We start from the raw sequence: 21,660 nt of genomic DNA, 5'->3' as shown, positions 1-21,660 counted from the left end.
GGGAGCCGGAGGCTCAGCCGAACTTGCCTGACGTGGACGCGATCAGGAAGGCCGCGTACGTGAGGATGTAGCCGATCGTGAAGTGGGCGAGACCCACCACACGGGCCTGAACGATCGAGAGAGCGACGGGCTTGTCGCGCCAGCCCACCAGGTTGGCGAGGGGCGTGCGCTGATGCGCCCAGACGATGGTCTCGATCAGCTCCTGCCAGTAACCCCGCCAGGAGATCAGGAACATGAAGCCAGTGGCCCACACCAGGTGACCGAAGAGGAACATCCAGGCCCAGACGGCCAGGTTGTTGGACCCCATCGGGTTGTACCCGTTGATCAGCTGGGAGCTGTTGAGCCACAGGTAGTCACGGAACCAGCCCATCAGATAGGTGCTGGATTCGTTGAACTGGGCCACGTTGCCCTGCCAGATGGCGAGGTGCTTCCAGTGCCAGTAGAAGGTGACCCAACCCACGGTGTTCAGGGCCCAGAAGACAGCCAGATAGAAGGCGTCCCAGGCCGAGATGTCGCAGGTGCCGCCACGGCCGGGGCCGTCGCAGGGGAAGGAGTAGCCGAAGTCCTTTTTATCGGGCATCAGCTTGGAACCCCGGGCATCCAGGGCACCCTTCACCAGGATCAGGGTGGTGGTGTGCAGACCCAGCGCGATGGCGTGGTGCACGAGGAAGTCGCCAGGACCGATCTGCAGGAACAGGGAATTGGTTCCCGAGTTGATGGCATCCAGCCAGCCCGGCAGCCAGACGGCGCCGTTGTTGGGCCACGCCGTGGAGGCGATGCTGTCGGCGTTGGCGAGCAGCACATCCATGCCGTAGAGGGCTTTGCCACTGGAGGCCTGGACGAACTGGGCGAACACCGGCTCGATGAGGATCTGCTTCTCGGGGGTACCGAAGGCAACCACCACGTCGTTGTGGACGTAGAGACCCAGGGTGTGGAAGCCGAGGAACAGGGAGACCCAGCTCAGGTGGCTGATGAGGGCTTCCTTGTGCTCAAGCATCCGGGCAAGGACGTTGTCCTTGTTGGCTTCCGGGTCGTAGTCACGGATGAAGAAGATCGCACCGTGGGCGAAGGCACCGCACATCAGGAAGATGGCGATGTACTGGTGGTGCGTGTAGAGGGCCGCCTGGGTGGTGTAGTCCTTGGCGATGAACGCATAGGACGGCAGCGCGTACATGTGCTGCGCCACCAGGCTGGTCACGACTCCCAGGGCAGCCAGGGCGAGGCCCAGCTGGAAGTGGAGGGAGTTGTTGACGGTGTCGTAGAGGCCCTTGTGGCCAGCGCCCAGGTCACCAGGGGTGCCCTTGGGGGGGTTGTGGGCGTCGAGGATCTCGCGGATCGAGTGGCCGATACCGAAGTTCGTCCGGTACATGTGGCCGGCGATCACGAAGATGCAGCCGATGGCCAGGTGGTGGTGGGCGATGTCCGTGAGCCACAGCGCTTCGGTCTGGGGGTGGAAACCACCCAGGAAGGTGAGGATCGCGGTGCCTGCTCCCTCAGAGGTCCCGAACACCTGGTTGGCGGTGTCGGGGTTCTGGGCATAGACGCCCCAGTTGCCGGTGAAGAACGGAGCCAGACCGGCGGGATGGGGAGCGACCGAGAGGAAGTTGTCCCACCCGACGTGCTGTCCCCGGGACTCAGGGATGGCGACGTGGACCAGGTGACCGGTCCAGGCGATGGAGCTGAAGCCGAACAGCACAGCCAGGTGATGGTTGAGCCGCGATTCAGCGTTCTTGAACCAGGCCAGGGAAGGCAGGAACTTGGGCTGGAGATGGAGCCAGCCGGCAAACAGGGCCCATGCCGAAAGGATCAGCATGAAGATGGAACCCTGGTAGAGCTCCATGTTGGTCGTCATACCGATCGTGTACCACCAGTGGTACAGACCGGAGTAGGCGATGTTCACCGGAGAGGAGGCGCCCGCCTGGGTGAAGGCGTCGATGGCGCCCTGGCCGAAGTGGGGATCCCAGATCGCGTGAGCGATGGGACGGACGTGCAGCGGATCGGCGACCCACTGCTCGAAGTTGCCCTGCCAGGCGATATGGAACAGGTTGCCCGAAACCCAGAGGCCGATGATCGCCAGGTGACCGAAGTGGGTGGAGAACAGCTTTTGGTAAAGCCGCTCCTCCGTCATTCCGTCATGGCTCTCGAAGTCGTGAGCCGTGGCGATGCCGTACCAAATACGGCGGGTTGTCGGGTCCTGTGCCAGACCCTGGCTGAACGAAGGAAATTTCGTTGCCATTGGGAAAGGTCAGGTGGAGGTCAGCCGACCGCGATGAGTCGGGACAGGAAGAAGGCCCAGGTGGTCGCGATACCGCCCAGCAGGTAATGGGCGACACCGACGGCACGGCCTTGGGTGATGGAAAGCGCCCGCGGTTGGATGGCGGGAGCCACCTTCAGCTTGTTGTGAGCCCAGACGATGGACTCGATCAGTTCCTGCCAGTAGCCGCGGCCGCTGAAAAGGAACATGAGGCTGAAGGCCCAGACGAAGTGGGCACCCAGGAACATCAGACCGTAGGCACTGGAGGACGAGCCGTAGCTGTTCAGCACCTGGGCGGCCTGAGCCCAGAGGAAGTCCCGGAGCCAACCATTGATGGTGATGGCGCCCTGGGCGAAGTTGCCGTTGGTGATGTGCTGGACGCTGCCGTCGGCATTGACGGTGCCCCACACGTCGCTCTGCATCTTCCAGCTGAAGTGGAAAATGACGATCGACAGGGAGTTGTACATCCAGAACAGGCCGAGGAACACGTGGTCCCAGGCCGACACCTGACAGGTACCGCCACGGCCGGGGCCGTCGCAGGGGAAGCGGAAGCCCAGGTTCGCCTTGTCGGGGACGAGGCGGGAGCTGCGCGCGTAGAGCACACCCTTCAGCAGGATCAGCACGGTGACGTGGATCGTGAAGGCGTGGATGTGGTGGACCATGAAGTCCGCCGTTCCCAGGGGGATCGGCGCAGCGGCAACCTTGCCGCCGACGGCGACGACAGCGCCGTTGAACACTTCACTCACACCGGCCAGCGCATTGGGTGCGGTGGTGCCGGCGGCAGCGGCGTGCAGGCCCTGGATCCATTGCGCGAAGACGGGCTTCAGCTGGATCGCGGTGTCGCTGAACATGTCCTGGGGACGACCCAGGGCACTCATGGTGTCGTTGTGGATGTAGAGGCCGAAGCTGTGGAAGCCCAGGAAAATGCACACCCAGTTGAGGTGGCTGATCAGGGCGTCACGGGCTTTCAGCACCCGATCCAGCACGTTGTCGATGTTCTTGGCCGGGTCGTAGTCGCGGATGAGTGCGATGGCCGCATGGGCACCGGCTCCGACGATCAGGAAGCCGCCGATCCACATGTGGTGGGTGAACAGCGACAGCTGGGTCGGGTAGTCGATACCGATGTAGGGATACGGAGGCATCGCATACATGTGGTGCGCCACGATGATCGTGAGCGAACCGAACAGCGCCAGGTTGAGACCCAGCTGGGCGTGCCAGGAGGTGGTCAGGAATTCATAGAGCCCATCGTGTCCTTTGGGCGCGGGGAACAGCAGGGGATCGCCCTTCTGGCCCTCGAGAATTTCCTTGATGCTGTGGCCGATGCCCCAGTTGGTGCGGTACATGTGGCCAGCCACGATGAACAGCACCGCGATCGCCAGGTGGTGATGCGCGATGTCGGTCATCCAGAGGCTGCCGGTCACAGGATTCAGACCACCCTTGAAGGTGAGGAAATCGCTGTAGGCGGCCCAGTTGCCGGTGAAGAAGGCGGAGATCCCCGCGCCGAAGCCGGGGAACAACTGGGTCAGCAGATCCTGGTTGAGGAACTCGTGGGGGAGCGGGATGTCGGCCACCGAAGCGATGGTCTTGCCGTTGAGCACCAGCGGATTGCCGGCGTCGATGGCGTCCATCAGCTGGGTGGTGGGCAGCGACACGTGCAGCAGGTGACCTGTCCAGGACAGGGACCCGAGCCCGAGCAGACCGGCCAGGTGGTGGTTGAGCATGGACTCAACGTTCTGGAACCACTCCAGCTTCGGAGCTGCCTTGTGGTAGTGGAAGACCCCTGCATTGAGCATGAGGCCGGCCATCACCAGGGCACCGATGGCGGTGCAGAGGAGCTGGAACTCGTTGGTGAACCCCCAGGCTCTCCACACATGGAAGAGGCCGGAGGTGATCTGAATGCCGTGGAAGCCGGCACCCACATCGCCATTGAGAATTTCCTGGCCGAAGATCGGCCAGACCACCTGGGCACTCGGTTTGACGTGCAGGGGGTCGGCCAGCCAGCCGGTGTAGTTGGAGAAGCGGGCTCCGTGGTAGAAGGCGCCGCTCAGCCAGATGAAGATGACGGCCAGATGGCCGAAGTGAGCGCTGAAGATCTTCCGGGAGACCTCTTCAAGATCGCTCGTGTGGCTGTCGAAATCGTGAGCGTTGGCGTGGAGGTTCCAAATCCAGGTGGTGGTTTTGGGACCTTTGGCGAGGGAGCGGTCGAAGTGCCCGGGCTTGCCGAGAACATCGAAGTCGACGGGAACGGGGTTCCGGTCAACCATGTCCTTCGCCGTTTTCCCACGCTCTGGTGGGCTGATGGTCATCGAGACGTTCCTCGAGGGACGGGGTCGAGGTGGAGGGTCCACCCCTTCGACGGACGCCGGGGACAGGTCATGCGACCGTCCCGGCCCCATCGGTGGGCCCCATGGCCGGGAAGCCCCGACCATGGGCACCAGTCGCGATGGGGGAGAAATCCCTTGCCACGACTGGGGCTTTGGGCCCCGAAAGGGGACCGCTGGCGGAAGTATAGGGGTCGAAAACAAGGCGAATCGGCCGCCAGTTACAAAGGTTTAATCCCGGCGGTTCCAAGGCTGCGACTGCGGTCTGGCGACATGTTGTCAACAACGTAACAATCAGGAAAACCGCGGGGTTTCTATAACCCCTTGCTGCATTTTGCAGCGATTTCAACAGCCGATTACCCCTCTTCGGCCCCCGAAGCAGAATGGCTCCACGAATGACGGAGCGCGCGTGGGCGACAGGGGAGAGGGGCGTGGAGCCGCGGGACGGTCGGTCAGTAGGTACGTCTGCCGAGCCGGCCTGCTGGCGGCCGCCCTGCTGCTGGTGTTCACCCTGGCGCCGCCTGCCGCCCTCGCCTTCTCCCTGCCGGGCCGCCGCCCGAGCGCCGCGGCCCCGGCCACACCCGCCATGGGACGTTCCAGCCAGCAGGAGGTGGCCCCGCCCCTGGCGGTGCAGCAGCTGCAGGAGGCCCTGGAGACGCGGCGCCCCCGGGTGGAGATCGTCTCGCCCACCGACGGCGCCCTGCTGCCGGCCGGTCCCTGGACCCTGAAGCTGCGGGTGGAGGACTGGCCCCTGGTGGATGCCGGCCCCCTCGGCCTCGGCCCCCACCTGGTGGTGCAGCTGGATGGGGATGACCCCCTGCCGCTGACCGCCACCTCCACCACGATGCGGCCGCTGGAACCCGGCAGCCATCGGCTCACGGTCTACGCCGCCAGGCCCTGGGGTGAAGCGGTGAAGGACCCCGGTGCCCAGCGCCAGATCCGGCTGCACAGGGTCGCGGCCAATACCCTCGGCCAACCCGCCCCGGGCAGCCCCCAGCTGATCGCCGTCAGCCCCCGCGGCACGGCGGCCGGCACACCGCTGCTGCTCGACTGGCTGCTGCTGGAGGCCCCGCTGCAGAACCTGCGCAGCGGCGATGCCAGCTGGCGGCTGCGGGTCAGCATCAACGGGGACAGCTTCCTGGTGGATCGCCAGACGCCCCTGTGGCTGGAGGGCTGGCGCACGGGCAGCAATGCGGTCCAGCTCGACCTGCTCGATGGCCTGGGCGAGCCCCTCAACCCTCCCTTCAACAGCCTGGTGGGTGAGGTGATCCTGGAGCCCGGCGCCGAACCGCCCCGCTGGCAGAAGGGGCGGCTCACCGCCTCGGAGCTGGCCATCCTGCTGGGCGAGGCCCCGCCGCCGGCCGCCCCTGAGCCGGAGGCGGAGCCAGAGCCGGAGCAGACGAAGGAATCCGAAGGGACCCTGGAGCCGGAGGCCACGGCGATGCCGGAACCGGCGCAGCCGCAGGAGCCGCAGCCCGAGCCGCTGCCGCCGCTGGCCATGGCCGGTGAGGCTGCGGGCCCGGACAGCGACCCGGGACTCCCGGGCCAGGCGGAGGTGCCGGCCCCGCAGGGAAGCCCGATGGCGGACGGCATCCCAGCAGCTGACAGGGCAGCGGATGGCAGCCCGGAGACCGGCCCAGAGGACTCCCCGGACAGCCAGGACCTGGCCGCCCTCGACGGGGGGGTGACCCCTTGAGCGACACGACGCGGCGACACATCGGCCTCGGCTTCGGCCCGACGGCCGCAGCGATGCTGCAGCGGCTGCGCCAGGCCGGTCTGCTGGCCGTGGTGCGGGGCCCGGAGGAGGAGGCCTCCGCCCCCTGGCTGGCGCGGCACTGGGGGAGCGCTGACGCGGTGGTGGCCGTCGGGGCCTGCGGACTGGTGACCCGGCTGATCGCCCCCCTGATCGGTGACAAGCAGAGCGATCCGGCCGTACTGGTGGTGGACCCCAGGGGCCGCTTCGTGGTGCCCCTGCTGGGGGGCCATGGCGCCGGCGGCGACCGCCTCGCCGAGGAGATCGCCGCCCTGGTCGGTGGCCAGGCCGTGCTCACCGGTGCCGGCGCCGCCCTGGGCCGGCTGCCCCTGGATGCCTTCGGCCAGGCCTGGGGCTGGCGCCTCGGCACCGGCGACTGGAGAGAGCTGATGGTGGAGGCGGCCGGCGGTCGCCGCCCCTTCCTGCGCCAGGAGGGGGGCAGCACGCTGTGGCAGGAGCTGGAGGCCAACGTCAGCGGCGACGACGACAGCAGCCAGGACGAGAGCAGCCAGCAAGGCGGGGCGGCCCTGGTGATCGGGCCCCGCAGCGGCGCGGGCTGCCGCTGGCATCCCCCCAGCCTCTGGCTGGGCATCGGCTGCGAGCGGGACACGAGCCTGCCCGTGCTGGAACGGCTGGTGGCGGAAGGCCTGGAGCAGCAGGGACTGGCCCGGGAGGCCGTGGCGGGCCTGGCCAGCATCGATCGCAAGGGGGATGAGCCAGCCCTGCTGGCCCTGGCGGCGCAGCACGGCTGGCCCCTGCGCCTTTATGACGCCGCCACCCTGGCGGCGGTCGCCGTGCCCCATCCCTCGGAGGCGGTGGCGCGGGAGATGGGCACGCCCAGCGTGGCCGAAGCCGCCGCCCTGCAGGCGGCAGGGGAGGCGGGCCGGCCGCTGACGGAGCTGGCCGGGACGGACCAGGATGGAACCGCGCCCCGGCTGCTGGTGGAGAAGCGGATCGGGCGGGCCGCCAGCGGGGAGCGGGGTGCCGCCACCCTGGCGGTGGCCCTGGCCGATCGCCAGTGGGCCCCGCAGCGGGGCAGCCTGCATCTGGTGGGCAGCGGTCCGGGCCCGATCGATCTGCTCAGCGGCGATGCCCGCCGGGCCCTGGCCTCCACGACGGTGTGGGTGGGCTACGGGCTCTACCTCGATCTGCTGGAACCCCTGCGACGCCCCGACCAGCTGCGCCGAGAAGGCCGTCTGACGGAGGAGCGGGCCCGCTGCGCCGAGGCCCTCGACCTGGCCCGCCAGGGCCTCGACGTGGCCCTGATCTCCTCCGGGGACAGCGGCATCTACGGCATGGCGGGCCTGGCCCTGGAGCTCTGGCTGCAGCTGCCGGTCCTCGACCGTCCTGCCTTCACGGTGCATCCGGGGCTCTCGGCCCTGCAGCTGGCCGCCGCCCGGGCCGGGGCCCCGCTGATGCACGACTTCTGCACCATCAGCCTCAGCGACCGCCTCACCCCCTGGGAGGTGATCGAACGGCGGCTGAAGGGTGCCGCCAGCGGCGATTTCGTCGTGGCCCTCTACAACCCCCGCTCCCTCGGCAGGCCGTGGCAGCTGGGCCGGGCCATCGAACTGCTGGGGGAGGGCCGGCCGGCCAGCACGCCGGTGCTGCTGGCCCGCCAGCTGGGGCGCGCCGAAGAGGCGCTCAGCCTCCACACCCTGGGCACCCTGCCCGAGGACCAGGTGGACATGCTCACCCTGGTGCTGGTGGGCAACAGCTCAACACGCGTTCAGGACGGCCGCATGGTCACCCCGCGGGGCTATCCAGGAGCAGCCCTGGCCTGAGAGTCAGAAGAAAAAAATCGGGATGACAGGATTCGAACCTGCGGCCCCTTCGTCCCGAACGAAGTGCGCTACCAAGCTGCGCCACATCCCGATGGCCAGACTTTAGGGGATGGCCCGCGGCGACCGGACACCGTGACCGGCGTCCCTACAGTCCGCACAGCCCTGCGATGCCCGTGACCGTCAGCGACCCCCGGCCCGCCCCCGCCAAGCCGCCCTGGCTGAGGGTCAAGGCACCGCAGCGGGAGCGGATCGGGGCGGTGGCTGATCTGCTGGTCGACCTCAAGCTCAACACGGTCTGCCAGGAGGCCAGCTGCCCGAACATCGGCGAGTGTTTCGCCGGCGGCACCGCCACCTTCCTGATCATGGGGCCGGGCTGCACCCGGGCCTGCCCCTACTGCGACATCGACTTCGACCGCAGCGTGCGGGCGCTGGACCCCACCGAGCCCGAGCGCCTCGGGGAGGCGGTGCGACGCATGGGCCTGAGCCATGTGGTGATCACCTCGGTCAACCGGGACGACCTGGCCGACGGCGGCGCCAGCCAGTTCGTGGCCTGCATCGAGGCCGTGCGCCGCACGTCCCCCTTCACCACGATCGAGATCCTGCTGCCCGATCTGTGCGGCGCCTGGGAGGCCCTGGCGTCGGTGATGGCGGCGGCGCCGGAGGTGCTCAACCACAACATCGAGACCGTGCCCCGGCTCTACCGGCAGGTGCGGCCCCAGGGGGTCTACGAGCGCTCGCTGGAACTGCTGCGCCGGGTACGGGAGGGCTGGCCGCGCACTTACACCAAGTCAGGGCTGATGGTGGGCCTGGGCGAAAGCGACGACGAGGTCCGCGCCGTGATGGCCGATCTGCGTGCCCACGCCGTCGACATCGTCACCATCGGCCAGTACCTCTCCCCCGGCCCGAAACATCTGCCGGTCCAGCGCTTCGCGTCGCCGGAGGTGTTCGAGAGCTTCCGCCGTCACGGGGAAGGCGACCTCGGCTTCCTCCAGGTGGTGAGCAGTCCGCTCACCCGCAGCAGCTACCACGCCGGCGAGGTGCGCCGCCTGATGCAGGAGCATCCGCGCTGAGCCGAACCGGACTCCGGGGCAGGATGAGAATCCCGCTGCCCCACGGTCCGGTCATGAGCAAACTCGCCTCCTACGGCCTGCTGCTGGCCCTGCTTGCACCGGCTGAGCCGGCCCTGGCGGTGCCGCACGTCTACTCGGACGTGGTGCTGGGCGTGAACGACCTGATGGCCTGCGTGGACACCGCCAAGAAGGTGGCGAGCAAGAACGGCTTCAGCGAGGACGTCCAGGTGGTCGGCACCGGCAAGAGCCGCTCGGTGTACGCCGACCACGCCAGCCTGCCGATGGCCCTGTCGATCAGCTGCAGCACCCACCTGGGTGCCGCGTCGATCGCCGTGGCCGGCATGAACAACGACGACACCTTCGCCGCCTTCCAGAAGGTCTACGACGACTTCTGAGCCTGAGCGGCAGACCCGCTCAGGCCGCCACGGCCTCCCGCTGGGCCAGACCCACCGTGGCCGTCTCGCTGGGGGGCACCAGCACCCGGAAGCGAGCCTTCCATGTGGGCCAGTCGGCCAGGATCGCCGCCGCCCTGGCGCTGCCGGTGGCCTGGAGATGGGCCTCCAGCAGTGGCAGCAGCAGCCCCTCCTGCTCGGGGGTGGTGAGGGACACCAGCGCCACCGACTCAGGATTGAGCCGGGCCGCCAGGCCTCCGGTTTCGTCGAGCAGGAAGGCCACACCGCCGGTCATGCCGGCGGCCACGTTGCGGCCGGTGCTGCCCAGCACCACCACCACGCCGCCGGTCATGTACTCGCAGCAGTGGTCACCGACGCCCTCCACCACGGTGCGGGCGCCGCTGTTGCGCACGGCAAAGCGCTCACCGGCCCGGCCGAGGGCGAACAGCTCCCCGCCCGTGGCGCCGTAGAGGCAGGTGTTGCCGAGGATCACCTGGTTGCCGGGGTCACGGACCGCGGCCGGGGGCACCACGGTGATGCGGCCACCGTTGAGGCCCTTGCCGACGTAGTCGTTGGCCTCGCCCACCAGGCGCAGGTCCATGCCCTGGAGCACGAAGGCGCCGAAGCTCTGGCCGGCGGCGCCGTGGAAGGTGAGGGCGAGGCCCCCCTGGAAGCCGGTGTTGCCGTGCAGAGCAGCGATCTCGCCGGAGAGTCGGGCCCCCACGCTGCGGTCGGTGTTGACGATCGTCAGCTGGCGCGCCACCTGCCCGTGGCTCTCGATCGCCGCCCGCACCTCCGGGTCGGCAAGCAGCCCGTCCTCGAGCACCGGACCATTGCCGTGGGCCACGTCGTCGTGGCGCAGCCAGGCGCGGTCGGCGGCGGCGGGGATCGGGTCGAGCAGGCAGGACAGATCCAGGGCGCTGGTCTTGGTGAGACCGATGGCGCGGGGCGCCAGCAGATCGGTGCGGCCGATCAGATCCTCGAGCCGGGCCACGCCCAGCACGCTCAGCAGCTGGCGCACCTCCTCGGCCACAAAGACGAAGAAGTTGACGACGTGCTCGGGCAGGCCGGTGAAGCGCTTGCGCAGGGCCTCCTTCTGGGTGGCGACGCCCACCGGGCAGTTGTTGGTGTGGCAGACGCGGGCCATGATGCAGCCCTCGGCGATCATGGCCACCGAGCCGAAGCCGTACTCCTCGGCCCCCAGCAGGGCGGCGATCAGGACGTCCCAGCCGCTCTTGAGGCCCCCGTCGGCCCGCAGCAGCACCCGGTCCCGCAGGCCGTTCTCCAGCAGGCTGCGGTGCACCTCCGTGAGCCCCAGCTCCCAGGGGCTGCCGGCATGCTTGATCGAACTCAGCGGCGAGGCTCCGGTGCCGCCGTCATGGCCGGAGATCTGGATCACGTCGGCATTGGCCTTGGCCACACCGGCGGCGATCGTGCCGATGCCGATCTCGGCCACCAGCTTCACCGAGACCCGGGCGGCGGGGTTCACCTGGTGCAGGTCATGGATCAGCTGGGCCAGGTCCTCGATCGAATAGATGTCGTGGTGCGGCGGCGGTGAGATCAGCGCCACGCCGGGCTTGCTGTTGCGCAGCCAGGCGATGTAGGTGTCCACCTTGGGGCCGGGCAGCTGGCCGCCCTCGCCGGGCTTGGCGCCCTGGGCCACCTTGATCTCCAGCTGCTGGCCGCTGCGCAGGTAGGCCGGGGTGACGCCGAAGCGACCCGAAGCGATCTGCTTGATGGCGGAACAGGCGCTGTCACCGTTGCGGAGACCGCGCAGGGTGGGGAGGGTGGGCGAATGGCCCTCACCGTCGACGTCGTGGAGGGGGTGGTAGCGGGCCGGGTCCTCGCCGCCCTCGCCGCAGTTGCTCTTGCCGCCGATGCGGTTCATCGCCACCGCCAGCACCTCGTGGGCCTCCCTGGAGAGGGCCCCCAGGCTCATGCCGCCGGTGCAGAAGCGGCTGCAGATGCTTTCGACGCTCTCCACCTGCTCGATCGGCAGGGGCGTCGGGGCCGGGCGCAGCTCAAGCAGATCCCGCAGCGCCGTGACCGGGCGGTTCTCCAGCAGGGTGCGGTAGGTGGTGAAGTGGTCGTAGCCGGGGCCCGCCGCCACGGCGGCGTGCAGGGCCTTGGACATGTCCGGGTTGTTGAGGTGGAACTCCCCGCCGGTGCGGTACTGCACGAAGCCCATGAACTCCAGCTTGGTGCGGTTCAGCTCCGGGTAGGCCTTGGCGTGGAAGGCCAGGGTTTCGCTGGCCAGATCCTGCAGGCTGAGGCCGGAGACGCGGCTGGTGGTGCCGGTGAAGGCCAGATCGATCAGATCGGCGCCGATGCCGATGGCCTCGAAGATCTGGGCGCCGTGGTAGCTGGCCAGCAGCGAGATGCCGATCTTGGAGAGGATCTTGCGCAGCCCCTCCTCCATGGCCTTGCGCACGTTGGCCTGGGCCGTGTCGGCATCGAGGCGGGGGAGCTTGCCCCGCTCGATCATCGACTGGGTGCGGGGATGGGCCAGCCAGTGGCGGGTGGTCTCCCAGGTGAGCCACGGGCAGACCGCGCTGGCGCCGTAGCCGATCAGGCAGGCGAGGTGGTGGGTGCTCCAGCACTGGGCGGTGTCCACCACCAGGGAGCACTGCAGGCGCAGGCCGAGCCGCAGCAGATGGTGGTGCACAGCCCCCACCCCCAGCAGGGGAGGGATGGCCGTGGTGCCCGCACTGATGCCGCCATCGGCCCGGTCGGAAAGGACCAGGATCTGGGAGCCGCTGCGCACGGCGGCCTCCGCCTCGAAGCAGAGCCGATGCAGGGCCTGCTCCAGCCCCTCGGGTCCGCTGGACACCGTCAGGAGCGTGGAGAGGGTGGTGAGACCGAGGCCGTGGGAGCCGAGATCCTCCAGTTCAGCCTCGTTGAGCACCGGGGTGGTGAGGTGCAGCACGGCGGCGCCGGAGGCATCGGGCCGCAGGGCGGAACCGCGCCGACCCAGGTGCATCTCCAGGCTCATGACCAGCTTCTCGCGCAGCGGGTCGATGGGGGGGTTGGTGACCTGGGCGAAGCGCTGCTTGAAGTAGTCGTAAAGAAGGTGGGGCTTGGCGGAGAGCACCGCCAGGGGGATGTCGTCCCCCATGCAGTAGGTGGGCTCCTTGCCCTGGCCGGCCATGTCTTCGATCACCAGATCCAGGTCCTCGGCGGTGAAGCCGAAGGCGGTCTGCTGCTGGAGAAGCTCCAGCTCACCGAGGGTGCGCTCCTGCTCCCAGACGCCGGGGGACAGGCTGCGGCGGTGGTCGAGCAGCCAGCCGGCGTAGGGGAGGCGCGCCGCCGTCTCCTCCTTCACATCCCAGTTGCGCAGCAGCCGGTGCTGCTCCAGGTCGACGGCCAGCATCTGGCCGGGGCCGAGGCGACCCTTTTCGATGATCCGGGATTCCTCCAGTTCGACCACGCCCGTTTCCGAGCCCATCACCACGTAGCCGTCGCTGGTGATGCAGTAGCGGGCCGGCCGCAGGCCATTGCGGTCGAGGGTGGCCCCCACCATGCGGCCGTCGCTGAAGACCAGCAGGGCCGGACCGTCCCAGGGCTCCTGCAGGCAGGCGCTGTATTCGTAGAAGGCCTTGATCGCGGGCCGTTCGTCGAGTTCGGGCTGGTCGCGGAAGGCCTCCGGCACCAGGGTCAGCAGGCTGTCGGTGATCGGCCGGCCGCTGCGCACCATCAGCTCGAGGGTGGCGTCGAGGTTGGCCGAATCGCTGAAGGCGGCGTTGACCAGGGGCCGCAGGTCCCGGGCGGCATCGCCCCAGACGGCCTCCAGGTGAGATTCGGCGGCCCTGGCCCAGTTGATGTTGCCCAGCAGGGTGTTGATCTCGCCGTTGTGGCCCAGAAGGCGCATCGGCTGGGCCAGGGGCCAGCGGGGCAGGGTGTTGGTGCTGAAGCGGCGGTGGTACACCGCAAAGGCAACGCTGAAGCGCTCGTCGCGGAGGTCGGCGTAGAAGGCGTCGAGCACCTCCGAGCGCACCATGCCCTTGTAGACGACGGTGCGGGCGCTGATCGAGGCGAAATAGAGGTCGGTGGTGTCGGCCCCCCACACCTCCCGCACCCGGTCGACGGCGCGGCGCCGCAGCCGGAACAGCAGGGATTCGAGGGCGTCGACATCGGCCATGACGCCGGGCACCGCATCGGGGGCGGCCAGCAGCCACTGCTCGATGGCCGGGGCGTTCTCCCGCGCCAGGGGACCGAGCACCTCGGGAACCACGGGGACCTGCCGCCAGCCGAGGCTGAGGAGACCGAGGCGTTCGGCCTCCTCGTCGCAGATCCGGCGGGCCTGGTCGCGGCGGTCGGGATCCGCCGGCAGGAACAGCATCCCCAGTCCCCGCACGATCGCCGTGGAGGCGGCCGCCGCCGGCCAGACAGCCTCCAGGTAGCTCCAGGGGATGGCGGTCAGCAGGCCGGCGCCGTCGCCGGAATCACCATCGCCGCCGCAGCCGCCCCGGTGCTCCATGCAGCGGAGGCCCCGCAGGGCCTGCTGGAGAACCCAGTGGTTGGCCACCCCATCGAGGTGGGCCAGGAAGCCCACGCCGCACGCGTCCGTTTCTCCAGGGCCTGGGGACGAGCTGTCGCGATGGGGCCAGAGCGGAACGGAGGAGGACATAGGCCGGGTTGGTGCTGCTGAAACGGAGCTGGAGATGGCTTGAAAACAACAAGCCTAAAGAAGCCGGCAGGAAGGGTCTGCCGAGGAGCTGCCGTGTCACCCGTGCAGCAGCCGTGTCCGCGACGACAGGGCGAGCTATCGATCCTAGGCAGCCGCCCTTCCCCGGAGCGATGGGACTAACTTTTTGCCTCAAGGGGCAGGATTTATGCCTCAAGAGGCAGGACGTCGTCGATGGCCAGGACTCTCCCGATCACCCTGGCCCTGCTGGCCCTGATCGGAGCTCCACCGGTCACCAGGGCAGCCCCGCCGCCGATGCCCCCGCCCCTGCCGGAACCGGCGGCCCCGCGTCCAAGCCGGCCCGTGCCGATGCGCGCGGGCTCCGCCGCGGAGGTCGGCGGCACCGGGCTGACGCTCAACGGCCGCAGCCAGCAGGCCGCCTGGCGCTGGAGCGGCGATGACCCGCGCCGGCCGGTGGCCCTGTGGCTGCCGCTGGAGGTGCTCGAAGGCCAGCTGGGCTTCAGCAGCCGTTCCCGGCCCGATGGCGCCCTGGCCCTGGAATGGTTCGGCCGGGAGCTGCTGGTGCCGCCGGCGCAGCAGCGCTCGCTGGCGGACGAGGTGGCCGTCGACGTGGCCGCCCTCCTGCTGGACGTGGGCGTGACGGTGGAGCGCCGCGGCGAGCGGCTGGATCTGCGCCTGCCGGCGCCCCGGCTGCTCCAGGTGCGCAGCTCGGAGCAGGCCGGGGTCCGGCGGGTGGTGCTCGACCTCGATGGCCCCACCCTGGTGCGCAGCAGCGAGGGCGGCCTGCAGCTGTCCCTGCTGAGCCGGCCCGACCAGCTGGCCCTGCTCACCGCCCGGGGCCTGCGCAGCGGCAGCGACGGGACGGACCTGACCCTGGCGGTGCCCGTTGCTGCCGCGCCCCTGCGCTCGTTCACCCTGGGGGATCCGGCCCGGGTGGTGATCGATCTGCCCCAGGGCGCCGGCAGCGTCGGCACGGCGCCGGAGGCACCGGCTCCGATCGATCCGCGGCTGCTGGCGATGCTGGGCTCCCAGCTGCGCTGGGACCAGCAGGTGCGCAACGTGGGCGGCAGCCGGTTCCTGGTCAACGCCGTCCGGATCGATCCGCGCAGCGGTCCCCTGGAGCTGCGCACCCTCAGCCGCCCCGACGGCATGGCGGGGCTCAGCTCCCTGACGGCCCTGGCCCAGCGCCAGGACGCCCTGGTGGCGATCAACGGCGGCTTCTTCAACCGGGTGCGCCGGCTTCCCCTCGGCGCCCTGCGGGACCAGGGCCGCTGGCTGTCCGGGCCGATCCTCAACCGCGGCGTGGTGGGCTGGGAACCCCGCAGCCTGCCCCGCTTCGGCCGCCTGCGGCTGGAGGAATGGATCAGCGATGACCGCGGCCAGCGCCTGCCACTGCTGACCGTGAACAGCGGCCTGGCCCAGCGGGGCCTGAGCCGCTACACGGGCGAGTGGGGCCGGCTCTACCAGGCCCTGACCGGCTCGGAGACGGGCCTGCTGCTGAGCGGCGGCTCGGTGCAGCGCCGGATCGGCAGCGCCGAGCTGGCGGCCGGGGTGCCGCTGCGGCCGGAGGACACCCTGGTGGTGGCCCGCGGCGGGGCCGACCTGCCCTGGGGCGAGGGGGATCGGCTGCGGATCGAGAGCCGGCCGAGCGATCCGGTGGGCAACGCCTCCTCGGTGATGGGGGGCGGACCGCTGCTGCTCCAGAACGGCCGCATCGTGCTCAACGGCGGCGCCGAGGGGTTCGGGGCCGCCTTCCTCCGCCAGGGTGCGTCCCGCACCGTGGTGGGCAGCGACGGCACCCTGCTGTGGCTGGTGACCCTGGAGGGCGCCGGGGGGGGCGCCGGGCCCACCCTCTCCGAAACCGCCTGGCTGCTGCAGCAGTTGGGGCTGGTGGATGCCCTCAACCTCGACGGGGGCAGTTCCACGGGCCTGGTGATGGGCGGCAGCCACCGGGTCAAGGGGCGCGGCGTGGCCGGCTCCGTGCACAACGGCCTGGGCCTGGTGCCCATCGGGGGCGGGGGAGCGGCCACGAGCCTGGGGCCGGCCGGCCGGCCGCTGGCCGACTGATGGCCTTGACGGACTGATGGCCTGGGCAGATCTCCCCCACTGGCAGACTCACCCCATTCGCCGCCTCGCCGTGCCCAGGGGCCACAGCCTCCGTCTCACCGCCGCCGCCGCCGCCGAGCTCTGCCGGCAGGCGGCCGTGGCGGGCACCCCCGGGCTGATGCACCTGGAGCTGCTGGAGGGCGCCTGTGAGGCCTGGGCCATCCGCCTGCGCCCCGGCCACCTGTCCGGCACCCCCGTGGCCCGGGCCGACGGCATCACCCTCTATTCCCCCGGCGACCAGCTGCCCCTGCTTCAGGGCCTCCAGCTCGACTACCGGGGCGACCTCAGCGGCGGCGGGTTCCTGGTGCGCTCCGGACCGGGGGTGCGCAGCTGCGCCTGCGGCGCCGCCTTCAGCCGTGAGAACTGAGCGGGACGACGACGAAGTAAGGTGTCGGATTGTCGATACGGTCGGACGTCCGACCTGTCCACCCAGAAGTCCCCACCGAGCAGCACCCGGCCCTCGATGCCCACTATTCAGCAGCTGATCCGCACCGAGCGGCAGCGTCTCACCCGCAAGACGAAGTCGCCCGCCCTGCGCGCCTGCCCCGAACGGCGTGGCGTCTGCACCCGGGTGTACACCTCCACCCCGAAGAAGCCCAACTCGGCGCTGAGGAAGGTGGCCCGCGTGCGCCTCACCTCCGGCTTCGAGGTGACGGCCTACATCCCCGGCATCGGCCACAACCTTCAGGAGCACTCGGTGGTTCTGATCCGCGGCGGCCGCGTCAAGGATCTGCCCGGTGTCCGATATCACATCATCCGCGGCACCCTCGACACCTCCGGGGTCAAGGACCGGCGTCAGTCCCGCTCCAAGTACGGCGCCAAGACACCGAAGGCCTGAGCCTTCGCGCCACCGGCTCTCCGCGGCCGACTCCCTCCTCCTGCTTTTTCTCCCTCCGTTCCATGTCCCGCCGCAACGCCGCCGAGAAGCGCCCGGTTCTCCCGGATCCCCAGTTCAACAGCCGTCTGGCCTCGATGATCGTGGCCCGGCTGATGAAGCACGGCAAGAAGTCCACGGCCCAGCGCATCCTTTCCGATGCCTTCACCCTGATCAACGAGCGCACCGGCGCCGATCCCCTCGACCTGTTCGAGACGGCGGTCCGCAATGCCACCCCCCTGGTGGAGGTCCGGGCCCGTCGGGTCGGCGGCGCCACCTATCAGGTGCCGATGGAAGTGCGTCAGGAGCGGGGCACCGCCATGGCGCTGCGCTGGCTGGTCAACTTCTCCCGCGCCCGCAACGGCCGGAGCATGGCCCAGAAACTGGCCGGCGAGCTGATGGACGCGGCCAACGAGGCCGGCAGTGCCGTCCGCAAGCGGGAGGAAACCCACAAGATGGCCGAGGCCAACAAGGCTTTCGCCCACTACCGCTACTGAGCGACCCCGGGAACCGGATGCCTGGGCTGATCCGGTTCCCCCAGACCTGAGCCATCACCGGTCTGTAGAGTTACGCCCGCTTTTCGTCGACCCACCCCCGGAGAACTTTCCCGTGGCCCGCGCCTACCCCCTGGAACGCGTCAGAAATATCGGTATCGCCGCTCACATTGACGCGGGCAAGACCACCACGACCGAACGGATTCTGTTTTATTCCGGCGTGGTCCACAAGATGGGCGAGGTGCACGATGGCGCCGCCGTCACCGACTGGATGGAGCAGGAACGCGAGCGGGGGATCACCATCACCGCCGCCGCCATCTCCACCAGCTGGAAGGACAACCGGATCAACATCATCGACACCCCTGGCCACGTCGATTTCACGATCGAGGTGGAGCGCTCGATGCGCGTCCTCGATGGTGTGGTCGCCGTGTTCTGTGCCGTGGGCGGCGTCCAGCCCCAGTCGGAGACCGTCTGGCGCCAGGCCGATCGCTACAACGTGCCCCGGATCGTGTTCGTCAACAAGATGGACCGGACCGGCGCCAACTTCCTGAAGGTCTACGACCAGATCAAGGATCGCCTCAAGGCCAACGCCGTGCCGATCCAGCTGCCGATCGGTGCCGAGGGCGACCTCAAGGGCATCATCGACCTGGTGCGCAACAAGGCGATCATCTACACCAATGACCTCGGCACCGACATCCTCGAAGAGGAGATCCCCGCCGACATGCAGGACGAGGCTGCGGAGTGGCGCCAGAAGCTGATGGAGTCGGTGGCCGAAACCGACGAAGAGCTGATCGAATCCTTCCTTGAGAACGGAGAGCTCACCCAGGAGCAGCTGATGCGTGGCATCCGCCTCGGGGTGCTGCATCACGGCATGGTCCCGATCCTCTGCGGCTCCGCCTTCAAGAACAAGGGCGTCCAGCTGGTGCTCGATGCGGTTGTCGACTACCTGCCCGCCCCCGTCGATGTGCCGCCGATCCATGGCCTGCTGGCCGACGGCAGCGAAGCCACCCGTGCCTGCGACGACAGCGCTCCCTTCAGTGCCCTGGCCTTCAAGGTCATGGCCGACCCCTACGGCAAGCTCACCTTCGTCCGCATGTACAGCGGCGTGCTGCAGAAGGGCAGCTACGTGCTCAACTCCACCAAGGACAAGAAGGAGCGCATCTCCCGCCTGATCCTGCTCAAGGCCGACGAGCGCGAAGAGGTGGACGAGCTCCGGGCCGGAGACCTGGGCGCCGTGCTCGGCCTCAAGGACACCACCACGGGCGACACCCTCTGCGTCGACTCCGATCCGATCATCCTGGAATCCCTGTTCATCCCCGAACCGGTGATCTCCGTGGCCGTGGAGCCCAAGACCAAGGGCGACATGGAGAAACTCGGCAAGGCGCTCCAGTCCCTCTCTGAGGAAGACCCCACCTTCCGGGTCTCCACCGATCCGGAAACCAACCAGACCGTGATCGCCGGCATGGGCGAACTGCACCTGGAGATCCTGGTCGACCGCATGCTGCGGGAGTTCAAGGTGGAGGCCAACATCGGTGCCCCCCAGGTGTCCTACCGGGAAACCATCCGCGGCAGCGCCAAGGGTGAGGGCAAGTTCGCCCGCCAGACGGGAGGCAAGGGCCAGTACGGCCACGTGGTGATCGAAATGCAGCCCGGCGAGCCGGGTTCAGGGTTCGAGTTCGTCAACAAGATTGTTGGCGGCATCGTTCCCAAGGAGTACATCGGTCCGGCGGAAGCCGGCATGAAGGAAACCTGCCAGTCCGGTGTGATTGCCGGTTTCCCCATGATCGATGTCCGGGTCACCATGGTGGACGGCTCCTATCACGACGTCGACTCTTCGGAGATGGCGTTCAAGATCGCCGGTTCCTTGGCCTTCAAGGACGGCGTCAAGAAGTGCAATCCCGTACTTCTTGAGCCGATGATGAAGGTTGAGGTCGAGGTCCCCGAGGATTACCTCGGTTCGGTCATCGGCGACCTTTCCTCTCGCCGCGGCCAGGTCGAAGGACAGTCCGTCGACAACGGACAGTCCAAAGTCCAGTCCAAGGTGCCTCTGGCCGAGATGTTCGGCTACGCCACCCAGCTCCGATCCATGACCCAGGGTCGGGGTATTTTCTCGATGGAGTTCAGCCATTACGAGGAAGTTCCTCGCAATGTGGCGGAAGCCATCATTTCCAAGAATCAGGGCAATTCCTGATCTTTCTTTACATCCAACCCACCCCCCCGATTCTTTCCTTCCATGGCACGCGAGAAGTTCGAGAGGAACAAGCCTCACGTCAACATCGGCACCATCGGTCACGTTGACCACGGCAAGACCACCCTCACCGCCGCCATCACCAACGTGCTGGCGTCCCAGGGCATGGCCAAGGCCCAGGCCTACGACGAGATCGATGGCGCCCCTGAAGAGAAGGAGCGGGGGATCACCATCAACACGGCCCACGTCGAGTACGAGACCGAGAACCGTCACTACGCCCACGTGGACTGCCCCGGCCACGCGGACTACGTCAAGAACATGATCACCGGTGCCGCCCAGATGGACGGCGCCATCCTGGTGGTGGCCGCCACCGACGGCCCCATGGCCCAGACCAAGGAGCACATCCTCCTGGCCAAGCAGGTGGGCGTGCCCGCCCTGGTGGTGTTCCTCAACAAGAAGGACATGGTCGACGACGAGGAGATCCTCGAGCTCGTCGAACTGGAGATGCGTGAGCTGCTGAGCAGCTACGACTTCCCCGGCGACGACATCCCCGTGATCGCCGGCTCCGCCCTCAAGGCCCTCGAGTACATCCAGGGTGGCAAGAAGGCCGTGCGCGGTGAGGATGAGTGGGTCGACAAGATCCTCGACCTCATGGATGCGGTCGACGAGTCCATCCCCGAGCCCGAGCGTGAGATCGACAAGCCCTTCCTGATGGCCGTCGAAGACGTCTTCTCGATCACCGGTCGGGGCACCGTCGCCACCGGTCGTATCGAGCGCGGCAAGGTGAAGGTGGGCGAGACCGTCCAGATCGTCGGCATCCGCGACACCCGGGAAACCACCGTCACCGGCGTGGAGATGTTCCGCAAGCTGCTCGACGAGGGCATGGCGGGCGACAACGTCGGCCTGCTGCTGCGCGGCATCCAGAAGGAGGACATCGAGCGCGGCATGGTGCTGGTGAAGCCCAACTCCATCAAGCCCCACACCAAGTTCGAGGGTGAGGTCTACGTGCTCAAGAAGGAGGAAGGCGGCCGCCACACCCCCTTCTTCGCCGGCTACCGCCCGCAGTTCTACATCCGCACCACCGACGTGACCGGCCAGATCACGGCCTTCACCGCTGACGACGGCACCAACGTGGAAATGGTGATGCCCGGCGACCGCATCAAGATGTCCGCCGAGCTGATCTGCCCGGTCGCCATTGAGCAGGGCATGCGCTTCGCCATCCGCGAAGGCGGCCGCACCATCGGTGCCGGCGTGGTGTCCAAGATCGTTCTGTGAGGCTGATCTAGCCTTTTCGGGGGAGCCTCACCACGGTGGGGCTCCCCCTTCCGGAACCGTCGGTTCCTCCCGCACCTCGACAACCCGTTTCCACGGCCTACGGCCGCCCTTCGCCCGCGTTTCCCCTCCGATGACCGCCTCCATCCCCCAGCAGAAGATCCGCATCCGCCTGAAGGCCTTCGATCGCCGCATGCTGGATCTGTCCTGCGAAAAGATCATCGAAACCGCCGATCACACCGCTGCCACGGCCATCGGTCCCATCCCCCTGCCCACCAAGCGCAAGATCTACTGCGTGCTGCGCTCGCCTCACGTCGACAAGGATTCCCGTGAGCACTTCGAGACCCGCACCCATCGCCGCATCATCGATATCTACAGCCCCAGTTCCAAGACCATCGACGCCCTGATGAAGCTCGACCTGCCGAGCGGTGTGGACATCGAAGTCAAGCTCTGATGCCGATGGGCTCAACGGGGCTTCGCCGGGCTGGTCGCTCTCTCTAGGATCGC

Annotated in this window: 14 protein-coding genes and 1 tRNA gene; 11 read left to right on the top strand and 4 right to left on the bottom strand. The window is 68.5% G+C overall.

Features of this window, described 5'->3' with window-relative positions; translation table 11 throughout:
- Positions 1-13: 13 nt before the first annotated feature.
- Both psaB and psaA read right to left on the bottom strand, forming a co-directional pair.
- Positions 14-2,236 (bottom strand): photosystem I core protein PsaB, encoded by a 2,223-nt coding sequence (psaB, locus tag KUG39_RS07460; RefSeq protein WP_216914068.1) that lies wholly within the window; start codon positions 2,234-2,236, stop codon positions 14-16.
- Positions 2,237-2,256: 20 nt separating this feature from the next.
- Complete coding sequence (gene psaA, locus KUG39_RS07455) at positions 2,257-4,560, bottom strand: photosystem I core protein PsaA (RefSeq protein WP_094585993.1); 2,304 nt, start codon at positions 4,558-4,560, stop codon at positions 2,257-2,259.
- A gap of 424 nt (positions 4,561-4,984) precedes the next feature.
- On the opposite strand from psaA, the gene KUG39_RS07450 reads away from it, so the two are divergent.
- Both KUG39_RS07450 and cobJ read left to right on the top strand, forming a co-directional pair.
- A complete protein-coding gene (locus tag KUG39_RS07450) occupies positions 4,985-6,271 on the top strand; it encodes a hypothetical protein (protein WP_353617351.1) in 1,287 nt (428 codons plus the stop codon).
- A 53-nt stretch (positions 6,272-6,324) separates the two neighbouring features.
- On the top strand, positions 6,325-8,112 hold the full coding sequence (gene cobJ, locus KUG39_RS07445; RefSeq protein ID WP_502988640.1) for a precorrin-3B C(17)-methyltransferase: 1,788 nt from the start codon (positions 6,325-6,327) through the stop codon (positions 8,110-8,112).
- A 17-nt stretch (positions 8,113-8,129) separates the two neighbouring features.
- On the opposite strand, the gene KUG39_RS07440 is transcribed toward cobJ, so the two are convergent.
- A tRNA-Pro gene (locus KUG39_RS07440) sits at positions 8,130-8,203 on the bottom strand.
- 82 nt (positions 8,204-8,285) lie between these two features.
- Between KUG39_RS07440 and lipA the strand changes: the two genes are divergently transcribed.
- Positions 8,286-9,182 (top strand): lipoyl synthase, encoded by an 897-nt coding sequence (gene lipA / locus KUG39_RS07435; protein ID WP_353617637.1) that lies wholly within the window; start codon positions 8,286-8,288, stop codon positions 9,180-9,182.
- 53 nt (positions 9,183-9,235) lie between these two features.
- The gene (locus KUG39_RS07430; RefSeq protein WP_216914064.1) at positions 9,236-9,577 is read left to right on the top strand and encodes a hypothetical protein; all 342 of its coding nucleotides are present in this window, start codon (positions 9,236-9,238) and stop codon (positions 9,575-9,577) included.
- A 19-nt stretch (positions 9,578-9,596) separates the two neighbouring features.
- Here KUG39_RS07430 and gltB read toward each other — a convergent pair whose 3' ends face one another.
- Positions 9,597-14,201, bottom strand: coding sequence for a glutamate synthase large subunit (gene gltB, locus KUG39_RS07425; protein WP_216914062.1), 4,605 nt, complete (start codon positions 14,199-14,201; stop codon positions 9,597-9,599).
- 231 nt (positions 14,202-14,432) lie between these two features.
- Here gltB and KUG39_RS07420 point away from each other — a divergent pair, with 231 nt between their 5' ends.
- The 7 genes from KUG39_RS07420 to rpsJ all read left to right on the top strand — a co-directional run bounded on the left by KUG39_RS07420 (position 14,433) and on the right by rpsJ (position 21,607).
- Positions 14,433-16,286 carry a phosphodiester glycosidase family protein gene (locus tag KUG39_RS07420; RefSeq protein WP_216914060.1) on the top strand — a complete coding sequence of 618 codons (1,854 nt, stop codon included), beginning with the start codon at positions 14,433-14,435 and terminating at the stop codon, positions 16,284-16,286.
- Positions 16,287-16,302: 16 nt separating this feature from the next.
- Complete coding sequence (locus KUG39_RS07415; protein ID WP_199297135.1) at positions 16,303-16,692, top strand: AIR synthase; 390 nt, start codon at positions 16,303-16,305, stop codon at positions 16,690-16,692.
- 96 nt (positions 16,693-16,788) lie between these two features.
- The gene (gene rpsL, locus KUG39_RS07410; protein WP_015109448.1) at positions 16,789-17,163 is read left to right on the top strand and encodes a 30S ribosomal protein S12; all 375 of its coding nucleotides are present in this window, start codon (positions 16,789-16,791) and stop codon (positions 17,161-17,163) included.
- A 62-nt stretch (positions 17,164-17,225) separates the two neighbouring features.
- The gene (gene rpsG, locus KUG39_RS07405) at positions 17,226-17,696 is read left to right on the top strand and encodes a 30S ribosomal protein S7 (protein WP_015109449.1); all 471 of its coding nucleotides are present in this window, start codon (positions 17,226-17,228) and stop codon (positions 17,694-17,696) included.
- A 112-nt stretch (positions 17,697-17,808) separates the two neighbouring features.
- Positions 17,809-19,884, top strand: a complete 2,076-nt coding sequence (gene fusA / locus KUG39_RS07400; protein WP_094585986.1) for an elongation factor G — start codon at positions 17,809-17,811, stop codon at positions 19,882-19,884.
- A 42-nt stretch (positions 19,885-19,926) separates the two neighbouring features.
- On the top strand, positions 19,927-21,156 hold the full coding sequence (tuf, locus tag KUG39_RS07395; RefSeq protein WP_094585985.1) for an elongation factor Tu: 1,230 nt from the start codon (positions 19,927-19,929) through the stop codon (positions 21,154-21,156).
- Positions 21,157-21,286: 130 nt separating this feature from the next.
- Positions 21,287-21,607, top strand: a complete 321-nt coding sequence (gene rpsJ, locus KUG39_RS07390) for a 30S ribosomal protein S10 (protein ID WP_015109452.1) — start codon at positions 21,287-21,289, stop codon at positions 21,605-21,607.
- Positions 21,608-21,660: the final 53 nt, after the last annotated feature.

Source organism: Synechococcus sp. CCAP 1479/10 (genome assembly GCF_019038515.1).
In the GTDB taxonomy this organism is placed as follows: Bacteria; Cyanobacteriota; Cyanobacteriia; order PCC-6307; family Cyanobiaceae; genus Cyanobium.
This window is presented reverse-complemented; position numbering and strand designations above follow the sequence as displayed.

Coding starts and splice junctions, on each gene's coding strand:
- rpsL (WP_015109448.1), top strand. CDS start 16,789: ATGCCCACTATTCAGCAGCTGATCCGCACCGAGCGGCAGCGTCTCACC.
- gltB (WP_216914062.1), bottom strand. CDS start 14,201: ATGTCCTCCTCCGTTCCGCTCTGGCCCCATCGCGACAGCTCGTCCCCA.
- KUG39_RS07420 (WP_216914060.1), top strand. CDS start 14,433: ATGGCCAGGACTCTCCCGATCACCCTGGCCCTGCTGGCCCTGATCGGA.
- tuf (WP_094585985.1), top strand. CDS start 19,927: ATGGCACGCGAGAAGTTCGAGAGGAACAAGCCTCACGTCAACATCGGC.
- KUG39_RS07415 (WP_199297135.1), top strand. CDS start 16,303: ATGGCCTGGGCAGATCTCCCCCACTGGCAGACTCACCCCATTCGCCGC.
- cobJ (WP_502988640.1), top strand. CDS start 6,325: ATGCTGCAGCGGCTGCGCCAGGCCGGTCTGCTGGCCGTGGTGCGGGGC.
- psaB (WP_216914068.1), bottom strand. CDS start 2,236: ATGGCAACGAAATTTCCTTCGTTCAGCCAGGGTCTGGCACAGGACCCG.
- KUG39_RS07430 (WP_216914064.1), top strand. CDS start 9,236: ATGAGCAAACTCGCCTCCTACGGCCTGCTGCTGGCCCTGCTTGCACCG.
- rpsJ (WP_015109452.1), top strand. CDS start 21,287: ATGACCGCCTCCATCCCCCAGCAGAAGATCCGCATCCGCCTGAAGGCC.
- rpsG (WP_015109449.1), top strand. CDS start 17,226: ATGTCCCGCCGCAACGCCGCCGAGAAGCGCCCGGTTCTCCCGGATCCC.
- psaA (WP_094585993.1), bottom strand. CDS start 4,560: ATGACCATCAGCCCACCAGAGCGTGGGAAAACGGCGAAGGACATGGTT.